The following is a 26692-nucleotide window of genomic DNA, read 5'->3' as shown; positions in this document are numbered from 1 at the left end:
TTAGACTTACCATTCTCATCATCTTTTGATATACTGCGTGTATGAATTAATTTTGTTTATTGAAAGGGATAATGAAAATGAACTTTTATTCCATAGACTTTGAAACCGCAAGTTATGCTAAGCATAGTGCTTGTTCAGTCGCTATTGTAAAAGTAGAAAATAGCAAGATCGTCGATGAGTACTATTCATTGATCAAACCGGAGACAGATTTTTTCTGGAAAAACATTCAGATTCACGGCATTAAACCAGAAGATGTGACAAATGCGCCTAAATTTCCTGATGTTTGGCAACAAATTCAAGCTTGTTTCAAACCAAACAGTTTGGTTGTTGCGCACAATGCGCCATTTGACTGCGGTGTTTTAGCGGGTTGTTTAGATTATTATGGACTGAATCAGCCTAATTATTTATCTTTATGTACGGTCAAAACAAGCCGGAAACTTTTCCCGGAAATGCCAAATCATAAACTAAATACGGTTTGTGAGAATTTAAATATTCAGCTAACCAACCATCATGATGCTCTTGAAGACAGCCGAGCATGTGCTGAAATTTTACTTTATCAAGAAAAGCATTTCGGTGTTGAGCCTTTAAAAAAACTTGTGACAATCAAATAGGCTACTGTTTAAGCCGCTTCCTTTCACTAAAATTTTAGTTGTAGGAAGCGGACTTTTTTTGGTATACTCTAGAGTATTACATAACATAAAAGGATGTTCTATTATGAAAAGATTTGGCTACTTATTAGCTGGTGTTGCTATTCCAGTTGTCCTTTTTCTCCTTTATTATTTTCTCGTTCCAACGCCGCCAAAGGAAAAAACAACAGCAGCAGAAACTAGCACGTTTGAAACGACTTCGACTACAACTGAAGAAAGAGAAACGAGCTTACCGGACAAGCTCGTCTATGCTCCCATGGGTGACAGTCTAAGCGCAGGCTGGATTGTTGAAAAAGAGGAAGAAAAATTCACTTCTGTTCTATCTAAAGAGCTTTCTAAGCGTTTTGATGTGAAAATCGACCAGCAAGGCGTTTTTAAAGCTGGAGAAAAAGCGAGTGGTTTAGGTATTTCAAGTATTGAAGAAATCAAAAAACAAAAACCAGATCTGGTAACTATCGAATATGGAACAAATGATATTTTGGCTTATAAGGACGATCAAGACCTTATCCAGTTTGAAGCAAACATCTCTCATATCGTTTCAGAATTGAAAGCAGATAATATTTTTATCGTTTTGGTTACCACTTGGAACCGAGAACAAAAGCTATCGCAGCGTTATGATGATGTGCTCTTCAAAGTCGGAGCAAAATATGAGGTTCCAGTCGCTAATATTCGTGGGTTATGGACCACCGAAACGGATACTATCGATCCTAAAAAGTATCCGAATATCCTTGATAAAAAGGAACTCGAAAAGGACATGCATCCGAACACTAAAGGGCATGCAGAAATTGCCAAGCGCATTTTCCAAACGATCGAAACTCCATTTTCTAATTACTTAGATGAGAAATATGGATCTACAAAATCAACCTACTAAAACAAGAGCAAGCTAAAAAAGAAACACTCCAGTCCCTTAGAATCCGAATAAACGGTAGAAACAGAAGCAATCCCTTCGAAAACAAGCATTTCTGTCTCATCCTCAGTGCGGTCTGTCATCTCTAGTTTTTGCTGTGTGTATAGAAAAAAGGATACTTGTACGCTCAAACAAGCGTGCAAATATCCTTTTTATCTACTCTATTTTTCTAAGATTTCAATAATCTCTTCCATGTTTTTAGAGCCAAACACAATTTCTTCGTCATCAATGATCATCGCTGGAACACTCATGATTTTTTTCTCCGTTTTTAATTCTGGAAAGACACCAATGTCAATCATTTCTGCTTCAACATTATGATTCAAAGAAGCTATTCTTTGGCATGAAGCTACGACATCTGGACAATAATGACACGTTAGAGAAACGAATATTTGAACTTTCTTCTTAGGAAGCTCTTTGATCTTAGCAACAACAGGTTCTTCAATCGGCTGACCTGCACTACCTACGTTATAAACAGCTAAGACGATCGAGTTGACTTCATGACCACTTGGAATACCGCTGAATTTGATTCCTGTATATTCTCCTTGATCATTTAATACAACCACACTTGGTAATTTATCAATGCCGTATTCTTCTACTAAATCTGCTTTTTCACCTTTTTGGATCGTTTCCAATAAGATCTTATCACTTAATGAAGCAAACTCTGTTAAGAATGAATTCAGCTCAAGTGATTTTTCCTCGCTGCTGTCCATAACTTGCAATAGCGTTACATCTTTTGTCAACTTGCCAAAGATTCCCCCAAGCTGTTCTCTCATTGCATCTGGAAACCAAGTATTATTCCCACTTGATTTTACTGCCTGTTTCTCTTTTGGTTTTGTTTCTTTGCTTGCTTCATGCTGTTTCGCCAAACGAGTTTCTAAACGCGCATTGACGATTGGTAAACCGGCTTTCGTTTTTTCTTCTGTCACATATTTTTGCGCATTGGTTGCAGCAATCGCACCGTCAGCAACAGCTGTAACGATTTGGCGCAATTCTTTGATTCGTAAATCACCCGCTGCATAAACACCTGGTACGTTCGTTTCCATGTTTTCATTCGTAGGCACATACCCGCGATCCAACTCGATTTTTCCTTCAAAAATTTCCGTACTTGGTTTGTTTCCTGCAAAGACAAACATGCCAAATGTACTACCTTCTGGTGCTTCGTAGGTTGTTTCCTCACCTGTTTCATTATTGAAGAAAACTGCTTTACGAACAAAATCGTCTCCGGTAATTTCTTTAACTTCTGTATTATAGACAATCTTGATATCCGGATGCTGTTTAGCAGCCTCTGCGGTTAATTTAGCACAGGTAAAATCAGGTTCACGAATGATCATTGTGACTGATTTACCGTAACGCGTTAAATAAACAGCTTCTTCTGCTGCTGCATAGCCGCCGCCTAGTACGAAAATATCTAAACCTTGGAAAAATTCGCCATCACAAGTAGAGCAATACGCAATGCCGCGGCCAGTGAACTCAACTTCACCAGGGAAACCAATTTTACGTGCAGATGCACCTGTAGCAATAATCACCGCATACGCTTGATATGTTTTAGTCGCAGATTTCACTGTTTTTACTGTTTGGCTCAAATCAACATCGATAATTTCATCGGTGGTAAATTCAACTCCAAAGTCCAGCGCTTGTAAACGCATCTCTTCCATCAATTCAGGACCAGTTGTTGCTCGAATCGCTGGGTAATTAACGATTTCAGAAGTGGTTGTTACTTGTCCGCCGATTTTATCTTTTTCGATAATCAAGGTATCCAGCATCGCACGACCTGCATAAATTCCCGCAGATAAGGCCGCAGAACCGCCGCCGATCACGATCAAATCATAAATTTCTTGACTCATATATTTTCTCCTGTCTCCTTTTTAAAAGAAGCCGAATCAGAAGTTTGTTTGCTTCTGTTTCAGCCTCTATTTTTTTGCTATTTATACGTTTTAGATTTTACCAACTAAATCCAAGCTTGGTGCGATAGTTTCTTCGCCTGGTTTCCAGTTTGCTGGACAAACTTTGTCTCCATGTTCTGCAACGAATTGAGATGCTTCTAATTTACGCACTAATTCTTCTGCATTACGACCGATGCCCATATCGTTGATTTCATATGATTTGATTTCGCCTTCAGGACTAACGATAAATGTTCCACGGTATGCTTGACCTAATTCTTCGTTTAAAACACCGAAGAAACGAGCGATTTTTCCATTCGGATCTGCTAGCATCGGATATTTGATTTTACCGATCGTATCTGTCGCATCTGCCCATGCTTTATGAACAAAGTGGCTATCTTCAGATACAGAATAAACTTCACAGTTCAATTCTTTCAAGTGATCGTAGTGATCTTGCATGTCACCTAACTCTGTTGGGCAAACAAATGAAAAATCAGCTGGATAAAAGAAGAAAATACTCCACTTACCTAAAACATCTGCCGTGCTGACTTTAATAAAGTCTCCATCTTGGTATGCATCACATTCAAAGTCCAATAATTTTGTGTTGATTAAATTCATCTATTTTTCCTCCTAATTTTTATATGCTGATAGAATCGTATTTTTCTTAAAAATAAAATACATACTCCATTCAGCAAACTCTTTTTCCTACAGTCTTAGCGTATCAGTTTGAAATAATTGTGTCAATAGAATTATTATAATTTAGTTATTTTATTTTATCCCTTTTCTACTTCTCTTTGAGAAAATTCTCTCTTCATTCTCAATAACACTGAAAGGCTTTACTAAATAGGCGACAGGCTTATTTTTACATAATGTAACGAAAGATCCGTAGTCTTTTTGAGTAAAAAAACAACAGAAGTCAACAGGATTCTTTAAATCCCGAAGCTCTTGTTGTTCTAGTTTTGCCAAAAAAAAGTTTTTATTTGATCGATTATTTCAGTATTTTCAACCAATGCACTATGATTCGTTTGCTCTCCTTGAATCAATAGCTCTTGGTAGTCTGCAATACGATCTTGATAAATAGACCTGCCTGCAAAAACACTTTGAACTGGTACTGTACCATCAGAAGCACTATGCTTTATTTCACCAGCGATGTTTCGCATTTGTATGTTTGAGGGGATCTGATCAAGATTTTTCAGATAGCCATTTAGTAAAGGACTTGTTTTTTTAACCTGAGTAACGTTCGTTGCAGTATTATTGTAAGCACTGGATAAATCATTGTATGGTGTACCTATCGTGATTAGTTTGCTTAACTCTGGATCTGTTACTTGTTGATCATTTTCCAAATAAGAAGTAATTACCAAGCCACCGTTAGAGTGCCCTAAATAGTTATAGGTCTTAAAACTATAGCTTTTTTGAATATAAGCTAGAGCGATTTGATACCATTTTCCTTGAACAGATAGCGTATCAGTACTGCTGTCTTCAAAGGCGATCACAATGATTGGATGTGTTGAAGAAGCAGAGAGTCTTCCTTTAGAAAGTACCGTGTTATCTGATGCAACCGTTACTTTCAATACTTCTACATCTTCCTCTGTGTTCAGTGATTTGATCAACCCGCCAAAACGATCGACAGTTCCATTCGTCCCCGGCACCATAATTGTAGGTGTTTGTATTTCGACTGGTTGGCTCGTTATGGGAAATTTATCGGCAAATACTGTTAAGCTTTTTTGCCCTAACAGGCAAATTACTAGTAAGATCCCGAGCGCTGAAAAGATTTGGATAGAACGTTTCATTCTACTTTTATCGTTTCTCATTGCAATGCCTCCCTCTCTCGGAAAAGCATATGCCTTGAAACTTAAACAAACATTAAAAAGGTGATCTCTGGATCATTTTTCTACAGCAGCAAGAAACTTTCGTCCATTTTTTTATTCTTAGAGAAGTGCTTGCCATGAACATCAATAGCTGCATGCCACTCTTTGCACAGTTGATGTGGAATTTGCTCAGTGAGATGATTGAATTCTTTGCGCATTCCTTCGTAATTTTTATACGGTCCGTAGCCAAAGCGCGTAAACAAGCGCATTGCATATTGATCTGCAATAAATACATTCCTTTCAAAAATGTATAAAAGCATCGCATCCGCAGTTTCTCCTCCTACTCCTTTGATCTTCAGTAGTTCTTTTCTCAGCTCTTCTGTCGAGTAGGAACGAAAAGTTTCAAGATCTGCGCCATGTGCTATAAACCAGTGGATCAATGCTTTAATATAATTACTTTTTTGCTTATAAAATCCTGCTGGACGAATAAGCTCCTGTAATTTTTCTAAATCAATTGCTGAAAGCTTTTCCACGCTTAAATAAGGTTCTAAATTCGCCAAAGCTTTATTGGCATTTTTCTCAGTGGTTTGCTGGATCAAGATCATTGAGACCCAATCTGCGAGTCGATTTTCCTGTTCCCACCAATATTGATAACCATAGTGCTCAACGAGATTATTTAAAAGCTTGATTTTTTGTTTATCTGTTTTCATCGTCCATTGTTCCTTCATTCAATATAATCACCTTGCCAAAACTAGCTGCACTTTCTAAATATTCATGTGCTTTTTTTAGTTCTTTGAGTTGAAAAACCTTTTCTGGCTTGATGTCGATTTCGTGTTCTTCAATGTAAGCGAAAAGGTCATTTAACGTCTCTTTATCAACATTTCCCGAATAAAAACTTGTAAGATAGCTGTTCTTTTTGATATCAATAATCGGGTCAAACGTTTCAAGGAACCATTGTCCTCCTAACTGGCCCGTACTGCATAAAATCCCCTCTTCATTGAGATGTTTAAAGCTATTTTTTATAGTTGCAGGACCGATCAATTCAAAAATTTTGTCGTAAGAAGTATGTGTCTGCAGCACGCCTCGCCGATCTTCAATTATTCGATCGAAACCTGCATCTAGTAATTTTTCTCGTTTGTCCATATCTCTACTTGTTCCAGTTACTACCAGATTCGGATACTTTCCTTTTATCAATTTGAGAAAAGCTATACCAACACCACTTGTTGCACCTCTTACTAAAATACGGTCAGAGGGCTGGATCTTCAAATTTTTATATGAACCATACGCCGTGTAATAGGTCTCAGGGATCGTTGCCAACGTTTTCCAGCCCAGCGCTGTATGAACAGGATAAATCTGTTCATTTGGTATAAGAACGTATTCTGCGTAGCTTCCATCGTACGCACGACCCATCTCTCCCATGATCGAAACAACTTTTTGTCCAATCGGTAAACTTTTCGGCTCAGTGGTTTGCTCAATCACACCCACACACTCAATCCCTAAAATCCGAGGAAAACTCACTGATGGCGATTTTCCTTCTCGAGTAAAAATTTCTGAATGATTGATTCCAAAGCCTTTAACTTTGACTAAAGACCAGCCTTCTTTTAAAGATGGTCTTGGAATTTCTTTATAGATTAAAGCTTCAGGACCTCCTGCTTCATAGACAACAACTGCTTTCATTGAGAACGCCTCCTTTATTTAGATTGTATCTAAAAAGACAGACCAAAATAGTGCTATTCTGATCTGAGCCTTTTTTTTATTATTCAGTTAATTCTCTATCTTTCGTGATCATTATTACTCCGTCACCTAAAGGCAGCAGAGTCGATGTTAAATCTGGGTGGGTCATCACAGTGTCTAAAAATTGATTTAGCTTTCTGTGGATCGTCCGCTGACTGCGGGGGATTTCTTCGATTGGATCTAATATAGTTCCCGCTTGAAATACATCGTCTACCATCAACACTCCGCCCACACGTAATAAGCGAAGACAATCAGGTAAAAATTCAATATACTTTGATTTGGCACTATCCATAAAAATAAAATCATACGGACCAGTCAAGGTTGGCAAAATTTCAGCCGCTTGCCCTTCCAATAAAGTCACTTTATCTTCAAGTCCTAGTCGTTGATACGTCACTTTAGCTTTTCTGATCATTACATCAAAACGATCGATTGTTGTTACTTGTCCTTCTTCTCCCACATATTGTGCCATTAGGCTGGAAGAAAAACCGATTGCTGTTCCGATTTCCAGAATATCCTTGGGTTTTAGCTGACCTAGGAAAAACTGTAGAAAGGCTACTGTTTCATGAGGAATGATAGGAACACCAGCTTCATGAGCTTCCTCTTCGATCACACCTAATTCGCCGTCGATTTTCTTTTGTTTATTTCGCATAAAGTCGACAAGTTCTTTTTTAACCACTGGCCGATGCATCATTTCGTTTCGCATATTATCGCTCCTTTTCGCTTCTTTATTATACGAAGAGATATCAATGATGTCAAAAGAAGGAGGAACGGAGGTTCAAAAATAAAACAGCCTTCAAATCTAAAGGCTAAAGCGCTAAGATTTGAAAGGCATGTTGTGTATCATCAATGTACATTTTTTTATGTGATTTGCGTTAATATGAACGAAATTCAGTATAGAAATTACTTTGATTTGATCGATTATTCAATTTCAAATGACTTAGGTAATGCCGTAGGTTTATCACTCATTTATTTTAATAGAGCAAATCAACTAAATCAGATTTTTCAATATTACCAAAATATTTTTTTACATCAATATTATCTACAGCTGCTTCAATCGCTGCTTTTTCATATTTTGTTCCTGTCAAAATATCTTCTACATCTTTGATTTCACCTAACCCGAAGAAATCACCGAAAATTTTAATCTCCTTGATTTCACCATCTTCTACATTCATCTGCGCATCGATCGCTCCAATTGGGAAACGATGACGACGTTCTAAGTTGAATGCAGGAGATTTTCCATAATTCCAATCCCAATTACGATAGTATTCATCAGAGATTTTATTGATTTTCTCCCAATCTTCATCTGTTAGTTCATAGGTTTTTACTTGATCGACAGAATCGACACCAAAAATTTTCAACAAAATATCTTCACGAAACTCTTCTGTAGTCATCTCTTGTTTATCTGCTGGTAAGAATGGTTTGATGTTTGTCACACGTGAGCGAACGGATTTGATCCCTTTAGATTCTATTTTATCTTTACGGACTTTTAATGCGTTAACTACTTCATCAATATCGCTGTCAAACATCAAGGTTCCATGAGCAAACATTCTACCTGCAGTAGCATACATCGCATTGCCCGAGAATTTCATCCCATCGATGACTAGATCATTACGTCCTTTTAATTCTGCTCCAGAAACACCTAATTCATGCAATGCTTGAATAATCGGTTGAGTCACTTTGGCAAAATCACGGAAGGAATTGCCGTCATCTGGCATAATAAAACTAAAATTTAAGTTCCCATGATCATGATAAACAGCTCCGCCGCCGCTTAAACGACGAACAACATGGATCCCTTTTTCATCAACATACTCTTTGTTGATTTCTTCGATTGTATTTTGATTCCGACCGATGATGATCGAAGGATCATTGATATAAAAAAGTAAGATGGGTTCGTCTAGTGGTTTTTCTTTTAATAGATACGTTTCAATCGCTAAGTTTACTCTTGGATCATTGTTTTCATTTGGGACAAAAATCACAATTATTCACTCCTTAAATATTGATTTCTAAATTTTTTTCTGCTAAACAAACAGTTACTTGATCTCCAGCTGCTTTTTGAGCTTGTGCTTTCAATTCTTCCAATGAACCGTGTTGAGGCAAGTGTGTTAAAACTAGTTTGTTAACTTGGGCTGCTTTGGCTATTTCGCCCGATTCTTTTGAAGTAAAATGAGCATGGTGACGTTCATTTCCTTCAAATAAATACGTATCTGCCAAAAAGACATCTGCCTTTTCAGCAAACTCGACAAAGCTTTCTAAATATCCGGAATCGCCAGTAAACACAAAGACTTTTCCTGTTTTCTCTTCAACAAAACGCATCGCATAACAAGGAACTGGATGGATCGTTTTCATAAAAGTAATCAGAAACGGCCCTAATTTTAACTCTTCTGCTTCAAAATATGGAACTGCCTTTGAAACACCTGGCAGATTCAATGCATCAAAATGGATCTGATCATCGGTATGTCCATAAATCGGCAAAACAGGTGTAGGCTCTTGTACAGGATACAGTTGGCGGTAATATTGCAGCACGCCTAGATCCGCGATATGATCATGATGATAATGAGATAAAATCACTGCATCCAGGCTTAATGGATCGACATGCTCTTCTAAATTCACTAGTGTAGTGCTTCCTGCGTCCAATAAAAGCTTAAATCCGTCAGCTTCTAATAAATAAGAGCTCGTTCCTTCTCCTTTATAGGGATAAGCTCCTAAACAACCTAAAACGGTAATCTTCAACTTCATCGACCTCCTCAATTAGACTCATCCTTATGGTAACATAAAAAAAGAAAATAGAGACAACGAATCGACTGAATAAAAAAAGAAGCCGAGACAAACGCCTTTAAGTCCCAAAGGGTTGCTTTTGTCTCAGCTTCTATTCAACTTTAAAATCAAAACAAAACGAATTTTATCCTACATTGTAAAATTGCGTACAAGAATCAGGCTAATTGTTATCGTCTTTTTTCCATGACTAGTCAAAAATTGCTGGTGCGTCCTTTTCATTACGAGCAGTATCGTAAAAGCTTGCGATAGCGACATCATGATAAGGAATCACCCATAGTAAACCAATCCCGAAAACTAAAGTTCCGATAATGAACCAGCCGACAAATGACAGTTGTAATAATAAATATTGTCCGAATCGACCTTTCATCAAATAAAGAGCATATTTGATTGCATCAGAAACGGATAAACTAGGATCGTCGATTTTCACCCAAACAGCAAATTGGAACACACCGCTGACAAAGACACTCACTAAAATCATTAAAAAGCCAAAAATGATCAATAATAAAGCTAATGAAAGATCGCCTGTCATTTCTGATTGAAATTGGCCGACAGTAACTGTGTTAAACATCAAACCAAAATAAATCGTTGCCCCGTATGAAATCAGGATAGGCAGCAAGACAAGTAGATTCAAGACAAGCTCAATAATGTACTGAATAAAATTGATCAGCAGCATCGGCAGATAAAACTTGCCTTGAAAGATCGTTGTCAGCATATTTGCTTGAACTCGTTTGCCTCTAAGAACCTGCAGCGCACAATAATAGGTGCCGTAAGTGATTGCAAAAAATAAGAAATTGTTCAATAGAAAGGACATCACATTATTTCCAGCACTATCTTGTGGTAAATTAGCGACTCCTCCCACTACTGAACTAATAATAAAACGGATAAACACAGCTAAAAAGGTAATCCAAGCCATTGTTCCCCATTGATTTTTCAAGGAGGTTCGTGCCTGCTCTCTATGCATTGCATTGGTTATTTTACTTTTCATATCGTTAAACTCCTCTTTTTAGTACTCGCGAATCTTTGCGACTGTTTCTTGATCTAATCGTTTTATCACTTCTGTTACCAGTTTCACTGTATTCAAATAATCGTCTTCATGAATCATTGACGTATGAGAATGCAGATATCTGACTGGAACAGTGATAGCGAGGGATGGAACGCCATTTCTTGTCAAATGCATTCTTCCTGCATCTGTTCCGCCTCCTGTGATCACAGTATATTGAAAAGGAATGTTATTTTCCTCCGCTACTTGAATCACAAAATCACGTAATTTTTTATGAGGAATCATCGATGCATCAAAAATCAAAATTTGTGGTCCTTTTCCAAGTTCTGAGTCAGCCTCTTTCGGAGTCATTCCAGGTGTATCACCAGCAGTTCCTGTATCTAAAGCAAAAGCAATATCGGGATCAACTAAATGAGTACTTGTCTGAGCGCCACGCAAGCCGACTTCTTCTTGCACGTCACTTCCGGCAAACAAAATATTCGGATGTCCCTGTTCAGCAAGATTTTCCAATACTTTTAATGACACAGCCGTACCAATACGGTTATCCCAAGCTTTTGCCAGCATAAATTTTGTATCATTCATGCGACGATACTCGATATAAGGAGTGATCATATCACCTGGTCTGATTCCCCATTCAGCTACTTGCTCGGCGCTTTGGGCACCTATATCAATGAACATTTCAGCGACATCATATGGCTGTTTTCTAGCCTCTGGTGTCAGTACATGAGGAGGTTTCGAACCAATCACACCGTGAAATAGTTTTCCTTTGGCTGTTTTAATTTGTACCTGTTGTGCCAACATTACTTGACCCCACCAACCACCTAAGGTTTGAAACTTGATAAATCCTTTGTCTGTGATCTGAGTGACCATAAAGCCAACTTCATCCAAATGACCTGAGAAAAAGACTTTTGGTCCCTCTTTGTCACCTACACGTTTGGCAATAATACTCCCCAGGCCATCATATATGATTTTATCTGCAAAAGGCTCTGCGTATTTTTTAAAGAGGTCTCTAACCTCACCTTCATTCCCGGGTACACCTTTAGCACTTGTAAGTTCAATCAACATTTGTTCTTCTTTTTGATCCAAAGCATAAAACTCCCTTCTTGAATAGTTCCTTTTGTATTATACCATTTATCTAGCATTATCAATATAAGAAAGAGTTTTTGATTCTAGAATCTATTCTTTTATTTTGATGAATGTTTAAATACAAAAAATGAGACTATCATTTAACGCAAAACGTTATTTCATAGTCTCATTTCTTTCAGCTTTCTATAAATCGGCAGGATCTTTTTCCTGCCACTCTTTTGAATAAAATGCTGGATCTAACTGATAATTCGGTGTATTTTTCTTTTGTGTTTCAAGGAATGGACGAATTTGCTGATCAGCAGCTAACCAGCCGCGCCAGCCTAAGTGAATCGTATCTGCCATAAAATACTGTGTATCACAATTTTTTGAAAAATCAGCAATAGTAGTAAAGCCTTGACTCTCTAATTGGTACTTGATCTTTTTAGAAAAACCTTGCAGCATTTCTTGAGATAAGCCTGTAAAATCTGTCCAACGCTTGTTGACTGGCGGTATGATAAATAAAACCTCTGCATGTTCTTGAGATAACTGACTCAAAACCAATTGTAAGTCTGCATATTCCGGTGAAGAAAGGTAATTCCAATTCTTTTGAGAGTTCTCAAGATGTTTTAATTTTTTCTTCACTCGTTTGCTGTAAAACGGATTGGAGATTTCAAACGGATTATTACTTGTGGATTTTTGACCAATCGTAAGAGCCAAATCATCAAGTACTTGCTCATCATACACACTTGGCAAACGTTTTTCAGCTTTTTGGATCGCTGCCGCTTTACTTACCATACCGATTTTGCTGAACAATTCGTCTTCTCTAGAAAACATATTCAGCATCAACTCGATATACTGTTTATCAGAATGTTCGGGCTGTTTACCTGTTTGGATATTTTTTAAAGCACTTGTTAATCGTTTATCGTCTCTCACTTTTGGAAAGCTTAACAAACGTTCAGCAAAATACTGATCATCATCTGTTATGGTTTTTAGATCGCTGACCCATTGATACGTCTGCAACTCCGAGTAATAGACGTTAAAATAATCATTGGTCACTCCCTGCTCAACAAACCATTGCGGTGAAAGAATAAAGACAACCTTTTTATGAGAAAGATTTTTCCCCATAGAGTGTATCATCATCGCTTGAGTCAAAGATTGCGTACCAGGTGCTCCTAGCAAAAACGGCCGATAGTTACGGTCATATTTTTCTGCCAGTACAGAAGGATGAAATGGACTAATTCGGCTCAATTCAGAAGAACCGAAAAAAGGGACATAGTCTTTTGAACCGATCGCTTTATTTTTGATGGCATTTCCTTTTAAAACATTTGTCGCCATAGATGTAGATGAATCAGCCAGTACATGTTTACTGTCCAGATCTATTTTGAAGGGTGCAAAGAAAAATACAGCCAACAGAACCGCGGAAACCAAGATCGGTCCAAGGATTGCAAATAGCTTTTTCTTCATCGACATTATTGCAATGCTTTCACTTGTTCAATGACTTTATTGGGTGTATTCCATAATTCGCGGTCAAATTCTGAAACAGGTACTTGAACGCCCAATTGTCCTTCAATTTCAACTAATAATTGTACCGTCGCCAATGAATCCATCAGCCCTTCCTCAAATAAATCGACTGCTCTATTTTCTTTTACCTCATCAGTACCAGTGATTTCTTCTAAAATAGCTAAAACTGTTTCTTCTATATTCATGATCCATTCTCCTCTTAACTTCTATATTTTATTTAAAAAACAATGTGTCCAAAAAACCTGAAAAAATCAAGAAACTAATACATACAGCATTAAAGGTCAAAAACACTGCGAATGCATGTGTCCATCTATTTGACGGAATTTTTTCTTTATGCTTTTTCTTAAAACGCAGCCAAGCATCCGTCAAGCAAATCAACGCGGCATGATACATACCGTAGGCTAAATAATACCAGGTCAAGCCATGCCAAACACCCATTAATAGAAATAGGGCAAAGTAACCGACATTTGAAGCCACAATTCGACTTTTAAACACTTTCTTTTTGATCAATGTAAACATCAAGCGCATATAGACATAATCACGGAACCAAAACGACAGCGTCATATGCCAACGATTCCAGAATTCTTTGATATTCCAGCTCAAGAAAGGTTTATTGAAATTGACTGGTGTCTCGTAACCCATCAAATAACTCGTCCCAACTGCGAATAAACTATAACCAGCAAAATCAAAAAACAAATACATACTGTAAATATACATGTAAGCAACTAACGCCCACGAAAAGCCGCCAGTTTTGACAGCTATTTTTGCAGCCACAGGCATCAATACTTGCCCAAAATAATAACCGATAATGAATTTGTATAAAAAGCCAAGAAAAAAATTGTGGATTCCTTTGCCTAAGAAATCAACGTATTTTTCTGGAGTTGGCGGATTTACTACATCTTTTTCAAAACGGCGATAACGATCGATTGGTCCGGAAGAAATAGTCGGAAAGAACAAAAGAAATTGAATATATCTAAAAATATGATACTCTTTGATCAACCCATCCCGCATCTCGATGATGATTTGTACCGATTTAAATGTTAAATAGGAAATGCCCAAAAATCCCAGTATTGAAGCATGACCTGAAACAAACGGAACGACCTTGACCAATACTAATGGTAAAATAGCTAAAAAGACTGCTAAGTAAAAGACAGAAGCTGCGTTTTGTTTTTGACGATAGTGAAAGTAAAACCAAACAAGGATCGTCTGCCAAATAACATAACCAATCAGTGCAATCCCTTGTTTCCAATCCTCCCCGCCAAAGCTCATATACAAGAAAAATAAAGTAACAAGCACCTGATACCATGACCAGCGCTTTCCTTTCAGCAATAATGTTACGATCATTGGTGTTAATGCAACCAATAAATAGATAAAATAAAGTGGATTCGCGTATGGAATCATGTGTGGAAAGCCCATCATGTTGCGTTCACCTCATTCATCAATCCTTTCCGATCGATCTTTCCATTTGGTGTTAGCGGTAATTGCTCCACGTAAATGAATTTTTGCGGAATCATATAATCCATCACTGAACGACCCAATTCTTCTTTGATCGCTTTCGTCAATTTAAACTCCTTTTCAAAATCATTAGGGTGGGCAACGATAAAGGCCACTAGCTGCTGGACTTTATGCTCATGATATTTAGGAACAACCATTGCCTGTTTTACATAAGAAACACTTGCTAAATGATGATCGATGTCTTCAAGCTCAATCCGATAGCCATGCATTTTCACTTGAAAATCAATTCTACCTTCATAAATCAACATGCCCTCTTGTATTTTTCCAGCATCACCTGTGCGGTAAGCAGGTTGTCCTTGATAAGCAAAGAAAGCGGCTGCTGTTTTTTCATTGTTGTTCATATATCCTTTGGACACACTAGGACCTGCGATAATAATTTCGCCCACTTCGCCCTCAGGCAACAATTCATTTTCATTCATGATATAAACATTTGTATCATGCTTTACCTTGCCAATGGGGATTCGGTCATATTGTTGGAGCAACTCTTTAGTCATTTCAACACTAGAAATTGCTACAGTAGCTTCAGTTGGACCATAGGTGTTAAATATATGTGCCTCTGGGAAACGCTCCAATAATTTTTGTGCCGTCATCTTGGTGAGTTCTTCTCCGCAGAACAAGAAAATTTTCAAACTTTTTGCATTTTCTTGATTAAACGTTGGCTCCATCAAACAAATATCCATAAATGATGGCGTTGAAACCCACACTTCAATTTCCAGTTCAGGTAGTGTCTTGAAGAGCTGTTTAAAATCATTGATGACCTCTTTACGCATGGGAGTCAGTGAGCCTCCAGATACTAAAGCTGGATATAAATCCATCACAGACAAATCAAAGGAGTAAGGAGCTTGCGATAAAAAGCGCATCCCTTCTGTTATACCAAAATCAGACAAAGCCCACTGAACAAAGCTTAGCAAATTTGTATGGCTGATTTGAACTCCTTTAGGAACACCTGTCGTCCCAGAAGTGAAAATAATGTAATAGGTTTCTGAACCTTCGATTGGTTTAAAATCGTCTGTTGATGTAGTTTCTTTGAAAATCACTTTTATTTTTTTCAAGGAAACGATAGCAGGATCAGTATTAGCTAAGGGCCATTCTCCTATTGAGAAAACCAGCGCTGGGTCAGCAACAGCTAAAATCATTTCTACACGCTCCTTAGGAGTATGAGCATCAATTGGTATATATGCATGTCCTGCTTTTGAAGCGCCTAGAAAACATGCTAGCATTTCAAATTCAAGTTCTCCATAAACAACTATTGGACGTGACCGCTCTATGTTTTGCTGCAAGTATGCAGCGATAGCATCAGAATAACTTTTCAGTTCTCCGTAAGTATATGTTTGATCGGCCTCAATATATACAGGGCGATTCGGTTCTTTCAACGCCCATCGATCAATCGATTTTATAACATCAGAAATCATTTTGATGTCGCTCCTTTCTAAAACTCATTATAAATAAATGAGCCACCATCAATATTTTTATAATGATACAAGTAAATCAACATCAGTAAGATGCCAAAATAAAAAATGGTTTTTCCAATGAATTTGCTCCAATATTGGACATTAGGTCTAGCAAAAAATTGTTTCATTTTTTATCCCTCCTAAACTTTCAACCACTACGTTTTTTGTAAGGTCATTGTAATAAAATCAACTAAAAAAGCAAATCCAATCCGCTAACAAAACACCCTTTTATACTAACAGTTTTGTCACTTCGGCATAAAAAAGGCGGACAAAAGACGTAAGCTCTGTCCTACCCTGGATTGAGTATTTGGAAATGCTAGAAATGTATTGTTTCAACTCATCTATTTTATAAGAAAAGATTAAGTTCCGCGTCAATTTTTTGAGGTCACGATAGAAGTTTTTACTAGGATTCCAAATGACGGGGTTGTCTCTCATGATGTTATGCCTCAATCATATTTTCTTATTATATACTTGAATGGTTAGAAAATGAAGCAAAGTTTTCACTTACTCCATTTTTTAACCACTATCACACTTAGTCTTTCCCACGTACAATACGAGTGTATATTGCTGATGTCAAAAAATAATAAGCTAGATAGACTAAAATCAATAAACCACATGCTAAGTACGCTAACCAATACCCCGAGCTGGTAATGATTTTACTAAAAACGTATATAGCAAAACTTGCGTGAAGTACACCAATAATCATTGGCGGGAAAAAGATGATGCTGTTTTGTTGATAGACGAGCTTGATGATTTCCTTTTCAGAAATCCCGATTTTTTTTAAGAGATCGTAGCGCTCTTTCTCTCTTTCTGCTTCTGAAAATTGATGGAGCATTAGAATACTTCCTGTAATGATCAAGGCTAAAATACCAAGAAACATCGCTACATAAATAAATAGTCCCATTTCTCGTCTTTTGTATCTCAAATCTGAAAAACGATTAGTATAATTTAACTTCCAATATTCCTGTTCATCTGAAGGAGAATACACCTGTGTTTCTCTTTTTTCAGGTTCCCGACTTTTCTTCGACATATAGCCTTCAATTTTGCCATCGTTCCACTGATATTTATAGTAAATGGGGGTAATCCATTGCGGTTTTATTGTTTCAGCTACATTATTAGACAGCGCTTCTTCATTCTTTGACTCAACATTTATGGCATAAACAGAGTAGATCAATCCGGAATCTATATTATCGTACTGTTCATCTGTCATAATCACCGTTGGAAAATTATAACGCAGTAAATCCTGTCCTAAATAATCTGGACGAACATCAGAAATATGAAACGTGATATTCTCTGAAAAAATAAATTCCGAACCATAACGAATGAAACCATCAAACGTGTTCAAAATACTGTCCAAGACAACTAAATCATTTGGCTTTTTTAATTCGATATTTTTTAAGTAAGGATTGTATTTTTGAAATTCACGATAGTTTGAAAGGGCTAATATATTGACTGGACTTACATCATTTTCACTATCATCTTGACCAATTTTCAAACTATATTTGCTGCCTGTCAATTTATAATCTAATTTAACTGAAGATGCTACTGATGTGTCTGGTTCTGCTTTGATAGTTGCCATCAATTTACCGAAGTCCTCCTCAGCTACAATGTAATCATTCGGTGCTATTATATTCACCGAATTCATTCCAATTGTATAAAAAGAAGCCGCTCCTCCAATCATCCCTAAAGCAATCGCAATAAAAATAGTAACTGCAAATAGCGTACTGCTCACTCTTGTCACATGTAATTTGGTATTGCCAATAGCGACCATATTTAAATGCCGATAGTAATTGAATTTGTTCTTTGCAAACAGCCGCACAGTCAAAAACATCGTATATTTAAAGAATAAATAAGTACCTATTACACAAATAACTAAAATGATCAGCGGAGCAATAAGAAAACCAGCAAAACCAATCTTTGTTTTCATCAAAAACGTTGCAAAACGAACGACATTATAGGACAAAAGATACCCTAAACCAATCATTAACACACCAAGAACGCCCAAAACAGCTTTTATCTTAGAAAAACGATCCAACTCGCTGATTTGCTTACTTTCCGTTTTTAATAAATTCGTCACTTGGTACAGATAGATCAACCAGGTACTTCGAATAGAAACTGCCAGCAACATAAAAACAAAGACAACACTCGTTTGAATCATCGATGGGATCGAAATAAAAAATAAGCTTTCTACTTGTAAAAACATTGCTTTAGCTAAAATCATGGAAAATAGTTTTGAGAAGATCACACCTAAAAATAACCCAGTAATTAAAGAAACAGCACCTAAAACTAATGTCTCAGTAAAAAACAACAAAGATATTTGCCTTTTTTTCATACCAATCAAATGATAAAGACCGATTTCTTTTCTGCGTTTTAGTAAAAAGAAATGATTCGCCGCAAACATGAAACCTAAAATCATGATCACGACTAAAATGCCGCCTAAATTCATCGCTCCATTAATATGGATCTCTTGCCCAACTCTGTTTGCCAAAGACCGATTATAAGTGATTGCACTGAAACAATAATACACAACGACTGCAAAGGTCATGCTCACAAAATAAACTAAATAATTCAAAAACTGTCCTTTGAAATTTTTCCAAGACAACTTAAAAATCATTGGCACGACCACCTCCACCAATCGTTGCTTGCATATCGATCACGCGATTGAAAAAATCTTTTCTAGAGCCTTGACGAACGACCTCTGAAAAAATTACCCCATCTTTAATAAACAAAATTCGATTGCAGTAACTTGCCGTATAAGGATCATGGGTTACCATCATGATCGTAGCATCGTCTTCCAAATTCATGTTTGTCATATATTGGAGAAGTTCAGCTGCTGATTTAGAGTCTAAAGCGCCAGTAGGTTCATCCGCAAAGATGATTTTTGGCTCAGTAATCAAAGCCCTGGCAGCGGCAACTCGCTGCTTTTGACCTACCGAAATCGTATTGGGAAACTCTTTTAATAATTGTTCGATCCCTAAAACACTAGCAACATGCGTCAAACGCTGTTCCATTTTTTCAAGTGGAATGCGATCGACCGCCAGCGGCAGTAAAATATTGTCTTTGACATTTAAGGTATCCAACAAATTGAAATCCTGAAAAATAAATCCTAATTTTTTCCGACGAAAATCACTGATTTGATCGTTGCGCATTTTTAATATATCCTGTCCATCAATACGCACCGTTCCAGTCGAAGGCAATGCAATTGTTGAAATGGTACTCAATAAAGTAGATTTCCCCGCGCCACTTGGACCCATAATGCCAACAAATTCACCTTGATCGACAGAAAAAGAAATGTTGTTTAGGACTTGAACTTTATTATTTCGATAGCCATATGACTTACTTAAATGATTCACTTCTAAAATTTTTTTCATCTTATTCGCTCCAGTTTATTCATTGTTCCTATTCTACCAATATTTTGGGCCGGTGAACATCGATTCCTCTTACAATTAAGTAATGATAAAAAAATTTTTATAAAGTTCTTCGTTTTTGTACTGAAATGTTGTGACAATTTCCACAAACCTTTTAGGCAGTCGTTTTCATTCTTTTTTCATTTTTAATAAACACTATATATAGTTGTTCAAGTGATAGAAAATAAAAATATGACACTATATATAGTTGAAAGTTTCAAGGAATTGTTTTATGATAGTGAAGGAATAATTTATGAGGAGATGGGTAGTAAATGATGGAGATTAAGCAAACTAAAAATGACGTGGGTGCTACTGATTCGCCATTACACACGATGAAGATAGTCAAAAGAGATGGGCGTTTAGTTGATTTTAATGACCAGAAGATTTACGAAGCTTTGATCAAAGCTGAACAAAAAATCCGTGGTTCATTAGATCCACTTGCTCATGAGCGTATTCAAGAGATCGTGGAACGAATCGATCAAGAAATATCTGATCGATTTACTGATAATGTCAAAATTTATGAAATCCAAAACATTGTTGAGCATATTTTACTGGCTAAAAATGAATATGAACTTGCAGAAGAATATATCAATTATCGGACACGACGTGATTTTGAGCGTAGTAAATCGACAGATATCAATTTCACCATCGGTAAATTGATCAACAAGGACCAAACTGTTGTCAATGAAAACGCCAATAAAGATAGTGATGTTTTCAATACTCAACGTGACTTAACTGCAGGTATCGTAGGCAAGTCGATTGGGTTAAAAATGCTTCCTCCTCATGTTGCCAATGCACATCAAAAAGGTGATATCCATTACCATGATTTAGATTATCATCCGTATACACCAATGACGAATTGCTGCCTAATCGATTTCAAAGGCATGTTAAATAATGGTTTCAAAATTGGAAATGCAGAAGTTGAATCGCCTAAATCGATCCAAACAGCTACTGCTCAAATTTCTCAAATCATCGCAAACGTTGCCTCTAGCCAATATGGCGGTTGTTCTGCTGATCGGGTAGATGAATTACTGGCACCCTTTGCTGAATTAAACTATGAAAAACATCTTGCAGATGCCAAAGAATGGATCGATGGAACAGAACGCCAAGAAGAATTTGCAAAATCAAAGACTAGAAAAGATATCTATGATGCAATGCAAAGTTTAGAATATGAAATCAATACGCTCTTCACATCAAATGGACAAACACCGTTCACTTCTCTAGGCTTTGGTTTGGGTTTGAACTGGTTTGAGCGTGAAATTCAAAAAGCGATTCTCCAAATTAGAATCAATGGCTTAGGTAGTGAAAAACGTACGGCTATTTTCCCTAAACTGATTTTCACCTTAAAACGCGGCGTCAACTTAAATGAAACTGATCCAAACTACGATGTGAAACAACTTGCCTTAGAATGCGCCACAAAACGGATGTATCCAGATGTTTTAAGCTATGACAAAATCGTCGACTTAACTGGCAGCTTCAAAGTTCCCATGGGCTGTCGCTCGTTCTTACAAGGCTGGAAAGATGAACAAGGTGAAGAAATCAATGTTGGTCGTATGAACCTTGGTGTCGTTACATTGAATCTGCCTAGAATCGCAATGGAAGCGAATGGAGATGTAAATAAATTCTGGTCTCTTTTAGAAGAACGTTTAGACACTATGAAAGACGCTTTAGTTTATCGAGTTGAACGTTGTAAAGAAGCGATTCCAGCCAATGCACCAATCCTATATATGTATGGTGCTTTCGGCAAACGTTTATCTAGAAAAGATTCCGTTAACGAATTGTTCAAAAATAAACGTGCGACTGTTTCATTAGGTTATATTGGTTTATACGAAGTTGCTGCTGCTTTTTATGGCGGAGAGTGGGAAAAAAATTCTGAAGCAAAAGATTTCACGCTTGCTATCCTTAAAGATTTAAAAGCTCATGCAGATCAATGGGGCAATGATTATGGCTATCATTTTAGCGTCTATTCAACACCAAGTGAAAGCTTAACTGACCGTTTCTGTCGATTAGACACTGAAAAATTTGGATTAGTGGAAAATGTCACGGATAAAGAATACTACACAAACAGCTTCCACTATGATGTGCGTAAAAATCCAACGCCGTTTGAAAAACTAGATTTTGAAAAAGATTATCCGCAATATTGTTCTGGTGGATTTATCCATTATTGTGAATATCCTGTTTTACAACAAAATCCTAAAGCGCTGGAATCTGTTTGGGATTATGCCTATGACCGTGTCGGCTATCTAGGAACAAATACTCCGATCGATCATTGTTACGAATGCGGATTTGAAGGAGACTTCAATCCAACAGAACGCGGATTTGAATGTCCACAATGCGGCAACCACGATCCTAAATCATGTGATGTCGTAAAACGTACCTGCGGTTACCTTGGTAACCCGCAAGCAAGACCCATGGTCCACGGACGCCATAAAGAAATCTCTTCACGCGTAAAACATATGAAATAAAAAGCAGAAAGCTCCGGGTAGCTCTTGAAGCTTAAGGAAGGAAAATTTTGCGATGCTTTTTATCGCAGGAGTTTTACTCCTTAAGATTGAAAGAGTTATTTAGGTGCTGAAATAAATAGATCTTCAAGTTTTTATTTGAAAGAAGGATGATCCATGAGAAATCCTAAGCCCCACGAATGGTTAGCTGATGAGCTTAGTCAAAATTATATCGCTGATTATAAAGCATTTAACTTTGTTGATGGTGAAGGTGTGCGAAACAGCTTATACGTAAGCGGCTGCTTATTTGCCTGTGAAGGTTGCTTTAATCAAGCAGTACAAAACTTTCGTTACGGCACCCCATTTACGAAAGAACTAGAAGACAAAATCATTGAAGACCTCTCTCATGATTATGTTCAGGGGTTGACTTTATTAGGCGGAGAGCCATTTTTAAATACATCTGTTTGCTTAGCTGTCGTCGATCGTGTCCACAAAGAATTTGGTACGAAGAAAGATATTTGGTCTTGGTCAGGATATACTTTTGAAGAACTATTGCTGGATTCTGCTGACAAATTAGAGTTATTAAATAAAATTGATATTTTAGTGGATGGCCGTTTTGAATTATCGAAGAAAAACTTGAATTTACAATTTCGAGGGAGTAGTAATCAACGAATCATTGATGTAAAAAAATCGTTGGCTTGCGGTCAAGCTGTAATTTGGTCAAAATGTCATGATGGTGAACAAGCATATGAACAAATCAAAAAAGCGGATCTCATTTAACAAAAGATGAGACGACAGTGTTTGAGGTTGAGACAAACATCGAGTTTTACTCCAGTTGTGAGGAATCTAGCTTCTAGCCACCGTTTATTACGTTTTAAGTACGAAACAAAACTGATTTTTCGTTTTGTTTCGTATTTTTTTGTCTCATCACTTACTTGAAATTTAAGATTCTGGAATACGACTAGTAAAGTTGCGGTCAAGGCTTCTTTGATCATATCGCTAGCACTCCTTTAGCTGCTATATTACAATAAATCAAACAACCCTTCTTCGTTATTAAGACAAAAATTTTTTTGAAAGGATAGACTGCTATGCGTTCACCCAAAAAGATCATTATCACTGGTGCCGCCTCCGGAATTGGTTATGCGGCTGCTAAATTATTTTTTAAAAAAGGATTTTCTGTCGGTTTAATTGATGCAGATCAAGCAAAATTGAAAAAGATCGCTAAAGAATTAAAAAAAGACGGACAAGATTGTTTTTGCCGCAGTGTCGATGTAACCAACGAAGTAGACTTAAAAGCAGCACTTGATGCGTTAACAGAAAGCTTACATGGGCTGGATGTCTTTTTCAGTAATGCTGGGATCAATGGAACCTGGGCTCCCATTGAGTCCTTATCCATAGACGAATGGGATCAAACACTGAAGACCAATTTAAGAAGCACTTTTCTTTGCACTAAATTTGTCATTCCTCATTTGAAAGAAAATGGTGGCTCAATCATCATAACAAGTTCGATTAACGGAACAAGGATTTTCAATAATTTTGGTGCCTCTGCCTACAGTACTTCAAAAGCTGGACAAATCGCCTTTACAAAAATGGCAGCCTTAGAGTTAGCCCGTTACAATATCCGAGTTAATGCTATTTGTCCAGGTGCTATCGATACGGCGATCAATGAGCAAACCACTTATGCTGAAACCTTAAAAGAAGTTCAAATAAAGGTTGAATATCCAGAAGGAAATCGCCCCTTAAAAAAAGAAACAGGTACAGCAAAGCAAGTCGCTGAAGCAGTATTTTTTTTAGCAAGTGAAGCAGCAGAAAATATTACTGGAACTGAACTATATATTGATGGAGCAGAATCTTTGCTTTAAAACTAAAGATTCTGCTCCATTTTCTTATTTTAGTCTGCCAACGAGTTAACTGTTTTTAAAAAAAGCAAGTATTTCAGGACGAATCTTTTGATGATCCACCATGGGTTTAGGATAATGATCGCCCAAATAAAAGCCTAGAGATTCTTGCACTTTTTTTGACATTTTACTTGGACAATGAATATATTCATTCGGCAAATCATTTAACTCTGGAAGGTACATTCGAATAAAAGCCCCAGTTGGATCAAACTTTTCGCCTTGAGTCGTAGGATTAAAAATCCGAAAATACGGAACTGCATCTGTTCCAGTTGAAGCAGCCCATTGCCAGCCGCCGATGTTACTGGCAGAATCATAATCAATCAATTTTTCTTGAAAATAGCGTTCCCCCATTCGCCAATCGATCATTAAATCTTTTGTCAAAAAAGAAGCCACGATCATACGTAAGCGATTGTGCATCCAGCCAGTCTGATTAAGCTGCCTCATGCCTGCATCGACGATTGGATATCCTGTTTTTCCTTCCCGCCACTTTTCAAATAGCTGCTCATCATAATGCCATTGAAGCTCACGGTACTGCTCTTTGATTTCTTGATCCTTTTGCTTTGGATGATTAAAATAGATCATATTATAAAAATCCCGCCAGCAAAGTTCAGAGATAAATGTTTGACGGCCAGTTGATTCTGGTTCTGCTTGAATGGCATGCCATACTTTACGAATAGATAATTCACCCGTTCTCAGAAATCGAGATAATTTGCTAGTTTGATCTGCTAATGGATAGTCTCGTTTACTTTGGTACTCATGCAAGCCATTCGTTATAAATTTTTTCAAATAATCCTCTGCTACTGTTTCACCACATTCATAATCAAAAGGTAATTTTATTTGTTTTATGATTTCATTGAATTGCTTTTTCCCTTCATCAAATAATGGATGACCAATTTCAGGGAAAATTCTTTCGATCACCTGCTGTTTTTTGTAAGGTCTCTTAGACCGCAACTGCCATTGCTTATAATACGGTGTAAATACTTTATAGCTCTCACCAGTAGGCTTTGTGATTTCTTCAACACCATGCAAGTGACTATCTTGATATGCATGTATTTGAATCTGGTGCTGCTCAAAAAAGTCTGCCAGTTTTTGATCTCTTACTCTACCAAATCCTCGTTCATCTTTATTGAAATATACAGCATCCCAATCATCAAAAGTTTCTTTTAAAGCTGTAAAATTTTCTTCTGGATCTCCATATAAAAAATGAAGCGGAATCTGTCTTTTTCTAAGCTCTTTATAAAATGTCTGCACGCTTAAAAAGAAAGCATCATGATTGTAACTCTTTTTTATAAACTGACTTGGGTTCAGTTGAAAGATACACATAACCTCATCTGTTTCTTTACTTTGCTTTAACAAATGGCTGAATGCAGTATTATCATCTAAGCGAAGATCTTTACGAAACCACATAACTATTTTACTCATTTAGTTCCCCACCTTTATTATGGAGTTTAGCATAAAAAATCACATCTAACGAAATCTTAGCTTTATTTTTCATCGTTTTCCCATAGAGGTAAAACAATATTTTCGTATGCCATCGGATCTAAATTGGTTAGCGTTATTCCTAACAAACGAATCCCTTGTTCCAAGCCTAGAACTTCTTCCCAAATCAAGTTCGCCTGATAAAATAATTCCTCCTTTTTTGAAATATATTCTGGTAAAGTTTGACGTCTGGTCACTGTTGTATAATCTGCATACCGTACTTTTAAAACAACTGTTTTCCCATGCTTTTGAACATGTTCTAAAGATGCTTCAACTCGTTCTGCCAGTTGTCGTAATTGGGCAGTTACTTGAGCTTGGGTAGTCAATGGCGTCCCATAGGTATGTTCTTTACCCACTGATTTACGATCTCTTGTGATATTTACTGGCGAATCATGGATGCCGCGCACTTTTCGATACAGCGAATAGCCCATTTTACCAAATGCGCGGATCAATTCCATTTCAGCTTTATCGTAAAGATCGGCTCCTGTAAAAATGCCCATATCATGCATTTTAGGAACAGTCTTTTTCCCCACACCGTGAAATTTTTCAATCGGCAAAGCTTTCAAAAACGCTTCTGCTTCATCAGGCATCACCACAGTCAAGCCTTTAGGTTTTTGAAAATCGGAAGCCAATTTTGCCAAAAATTTATTGTAGCTGACACCCGCCGAACAAGTTAAGTGCAGCTCGTTCCAAATATCAAATTGAATCAGCTTAGCGATTTTGATTGCTGATCTACTATTGATTTTATTGACAGTAACATCTAAATAAGCCTCATCGATCGAAACTGGCTCAATCACATCTGTGTATCTACGAAAAATAGCACGGATCTGCTGAGAAATTTCAGAATATTTTTGATGATTACCAGCTTTAAAAATAGCCTGAGGACAAAGCTCAAAGGCCTTTTGAGCACTCATAGCAGAATGGATGCCGAACTTTCTAGCTTCATAGTTTGCCGTAGTCACAACGCCCTTGCCGCCTGTATCACTGGGATGACGAGCGATGACCAACGGGTGACCAACCAATTCGGGATGATCACGTTCTTCAACTGAGGCAAAAAAGGCATCCATATCAATATGAATGATTTTACGCGATGTATCCTTTTTCAAGGGAAAACGTAATTCACTGATCATCGTACTCTCTCCCTTCACTCAAACTTGACTAAAC

24 protein-coding genes are annotated in these 26692 nt (G+C 37.2%); 5 read left to right on the top strand and 19 right to left on the bottom strand.

The features are described 5' to 3' along the window. Positions 1–77 precede the first annotated feature (77 nt). Both BCR25_RS03635 and BCR25_RS03630 read left to right on the top strand, forming a co-directional pair. Positions 78–611, top strand: coding sequence for a 3'-5' exonuclease (locus BCR25_RS03635; protein WP_069662257.1), 534 nt, complete (start codon positions 78–80; stop codon positions 609–611). Positions 612–714: 103 nt separating this feature from the next. Beyond that, positions 715–1518, top strand: coding sequence for an SGNH/GDSL hydrolase family protein (locus tag BCR25_RS03630; protein ID WP_069662256.1), 804 nt, complete (start codon positions 715–717; stop codon positions 1516–1518). Between the two features lie 197 nt (positions 1519–1715). On the opposite strand, the gene BCR25_RS03625 is transcribed toward BCR25_RS03630, so the two are convergent. The 17 genes from BCR25_RS03625 to BCR25_RS03545 form a co-directional block, all read right to left on the bottom strand. Next, on the bottom strand, positions 1716–3398 hold the full coding sequence (locus tag BCR25_RS03625) for an FAD-dependent oxidoreductase (protein WP_069662255.1): 1683 nt from the start codon (positions 3396–3398) through the stop codon (positions 1716–1718). Positions 3399–3488: 90 nt separating this feature from the next. Further along, positions 3489–4052, bottom strand: a complete 564-nt coding sequence (gene ahpC, locus BCR25_RS03620; RefSeq protein ID WP_069662254.1) for an alkyl hydroperoxide reductase subunit C — start codon at positions 4050–4052, stop codon at positions 3489–3491. Positions 4053–4387: 335 nt separating this feature from the next. Beyond that, complete coding sequence (locus tag BCR25_RS03615) at positions 4388–5245, bottom strand: alpha/beta hydrolase (protein ID WP_069662253.1); 858 nt, start codon at positions 5243–5245, stop codon at positions 4388–4390. 80 nt (positions 5246–5325) lie between these two features. Further along, a complete protein-coding gene (locus BCR25_RS03610; RefSeq protein WP_069662252.1) occupies positions 5326–5952 on the bottom strand; it encodes an endonuclease III domain-containing protein in 627 nt (208 codons plus the stop codon). Further along, positions 5939–6919: a zinc-binding dehydrogenase gene (locus BCR25_RS03605; RefSeq protein WP_069662251.1), complete on the bottom strand. Its 981-nt coding sequence runs from the start codon at positions 6917–6919 to the stop codon at positions 5939–5941. The genes BCR25_RS03610 and BCR25_RS03605 overlap by 14 nt, the downstream gene beginning before the upstream one ends. A gap of 79 nt (positions 6920–6998) precedes the next feature. Then, on the bottom strand, positions 6999–7679 hold the full coding sequence (locus tag BCR25_RS03600) for an O-methyltransferase (protein WP_069662250.1): 681 nt from the start codon (positions 7677–7679) through the stop codon (positions 6999–7001). 268 nt (positions 7680–7947) lie between these two features. Further along, complete coding sequence (lplA, locus tag BCR25_RS03595; protein ID WP_069662249.1) at positions 7948–8952, bottom strand: lipoate--protein ligase; 1005 nt, start codon at positions 8950–8952, stop codon at positions 7948–7950. 13 nt (positions 8953–8965) lie between these two features. Then, positions 8966–9706 carry an MBL fold metallo-hydrolase gene (locus BCR25_RS03590; RefSeq protein ID WP_069662281.1) on the bottom strand — a complete coding sequence of 247 codons (741 nt, stop codon included), beginning with the start codon at positions 9704–9706 and terminating at the stop codon, positions 8966–8968. 232 nt (positions 9707–9938) lie between these two features. Beyond that, positions 9939–10736 (bottom strand): DUF975 family protein, encoded by a 798-nt coding sequence (locus BCR25_RS03585; protein WP_069662248.1) that lies wholly within the window; start codon positions 10734–10736, stop codon positions 9939–9941. An 18-nt stretch (positions 10737–10754) separates the two neighbouring features. Continuing rightward, a complete protein-coding gene (locus BCR25_RS03580) occupies positions 10755–11837 on the bottom strand; it encodes a M42 family metallopeptidase (protein WP_069662247.1) in 1083 nt (360 codons plus the stop codon). Positions 11838–12020: 183 nt separating this feature from the next. Continuing rightward, positions 12021–13286, bottom strand: a complete 1266-nt coding sequence (gene dltD, locus BCR25_RS03575) for a D-alanyl-lipoteichoic acid biosynthesis protein DltD (protein ID WP_139124512.1) — start codon at positions 13284–13286, stop codon at positions 12021–12023. Continuing rightward, positions 13286–13522 (bottom strand): D-alanine--poly(phosphoribitol) ligase subunit DltC, encoded by a 237-nt coding sequence (gene dltC, locus BCR25_RS03570; protein WP_069662246.1) that lies wholly within the window; start codon positions 13520–13522, stop codon positions 13286–13288. The genes dltD and dltC overlap by 1 nt, the downstream gene beginning before the upstream one ends. Before the next feature lie 28 nt (positions 13523–13550). After that, the gene (dltB, locus tag BCR25_RS03565) at positions 13551–14756 is read right to left on the bottom strand and encodes a D-alanyl-lipoteichoic acid biosynthesis protein DltB (protein WP_069662245.1); all 1206 of its coding nucleotides are present in this window, start codon (positions 14754–14756) and stop codon (positions 13551–13553) included. Beyond that, positions 14753–16264, bottom strand: coding sequence for a D-alanine--poly(phosphoribitol) ligase subunit DltA (dltA, locus tag BCR25_RS03560; RefSeq protein ID WP_069662244.1), 1512 nt, complete (start codon positions 16262–16264; stop codon positions 14753–14755). Before dltA ends, dltB begins: the two co-directional genes overlap by 4 nt. A gap of 17 nt (positions 16265–16281) precedes the next feature. After that, on the bottom strand, positions 16282–16431 hold the full coding sequence (locus BCR25_RS03555) for a teichoic acid D-Ala incorporation-associated protein DltX (protein ID WP_069662243.1): 150 nt from the start codon (positions 16429–16431) through the stop codon (positions 16282–16284). A gap of 404 nt (positions 16432–16835) precedes the next feature. Then, entirely contained in the window at positions 16836–18917 is a 2082-nt protein-coding gene (locus BCR25_RS03550) for an ABC transporter permease (RefSeq protein WP_069662242.1), read from the bottom strand. Continuing rightward, a complete protein-coding gene (locus tag BCR25_RS03545) occupies positions 18907–19674 on the bottom strand; it encodes an ABC transporter ATP-binding protein (RefSeq protein WP_069662241.1) in 768 nt (255 codons plus the stop codon). Before BCR25_RS03545 ends, BCR25_RS03550 begins: the two co-directional genes overlap by 11 nt. A gap of 308 nt (positions 19675–19982) precedes the next feature. On the opposite strand from BCR25_RS03545, the gene nrdD reads away from it, so the two are divergent. The 3 genes from nrdD (at position 19983) to BCR25_RS03525 (ending at position 24013) form a co-directional block, all read left to right on the top strand. Continuing rightward, complete coding sequence (gene nrdD, locus BCR25_RS03540) at positions 19983–22175, top strand: anaerobic ribonucleoside-triphosphate reductase (protein WP_069662240.1); 2193 nt, start codon at positions 19983–19985, stop codon at positions 22173–22175. A gap of 153 nt (positions 22176–22328) precedes the next feature. Beyond that, on the top strand, positions 22329–22931 hold the full coding sequence (gene nrdG / locus BCR25_RS03535; RefSeq protein ID WP_069662239.1) for an anaerobic ribonucleoside-triphosphate reductase activating protein: 603 nt from the start codon (positions 22329–22331) through the stop codon (positions 22929–22931). A 308-nt stretch (positions 22932–23239) separates the two neighbouring features. Beyond that, positions 23240–24013, top strand: coding sequence for an SDR family oxidoreductase (locus BCR25_RS03525; protein ID WP_069662237.1), 774 nt, complete (start codon positions 23240–23242; stop codon positions 24011–24013). A gap of 45 nt (positions 24014–24058) precedes the next feature. Here BCR25_RS03525 and BCR25_RS03520 read toward each other — a convergent pair whose 3' ends face one another. Next, complete coding sequence (locus BCR25_RS03520; protein WP_069662236.1) at positions 24059–25471, bottom strand: cryptochrome/photolyase family protein; 1413 nt, start codon at positions 25469–25471, stop codon at positions 24059–24061. 62 nt (positions 25472–25533) lie between these two features. After that, entirely contained in the window at positions 25534–26658 is a 1125-nt protein-coding gene (dinB, locus tag BCR25_RS03515; RefSeq protein WP_069662235.1) for a DNA polymerase IV, read from the bottom strand. Positions 26659–26692 lie beyond the last annotated feature (34 nt).

It is taken from the genome of Enterococcus termitis, assembly GCF_001730305.1.
GTDB lineage: Bacteria > Bacillota > Bacilli > Lactobacillales > Enterococcaceae > Enterococcus_L > Enterococcus_L termitis.
Note: the sequence above shows the minus strand (reverse complement) of the source record. Positions and strands in the feature narration are given on the sequence as shown.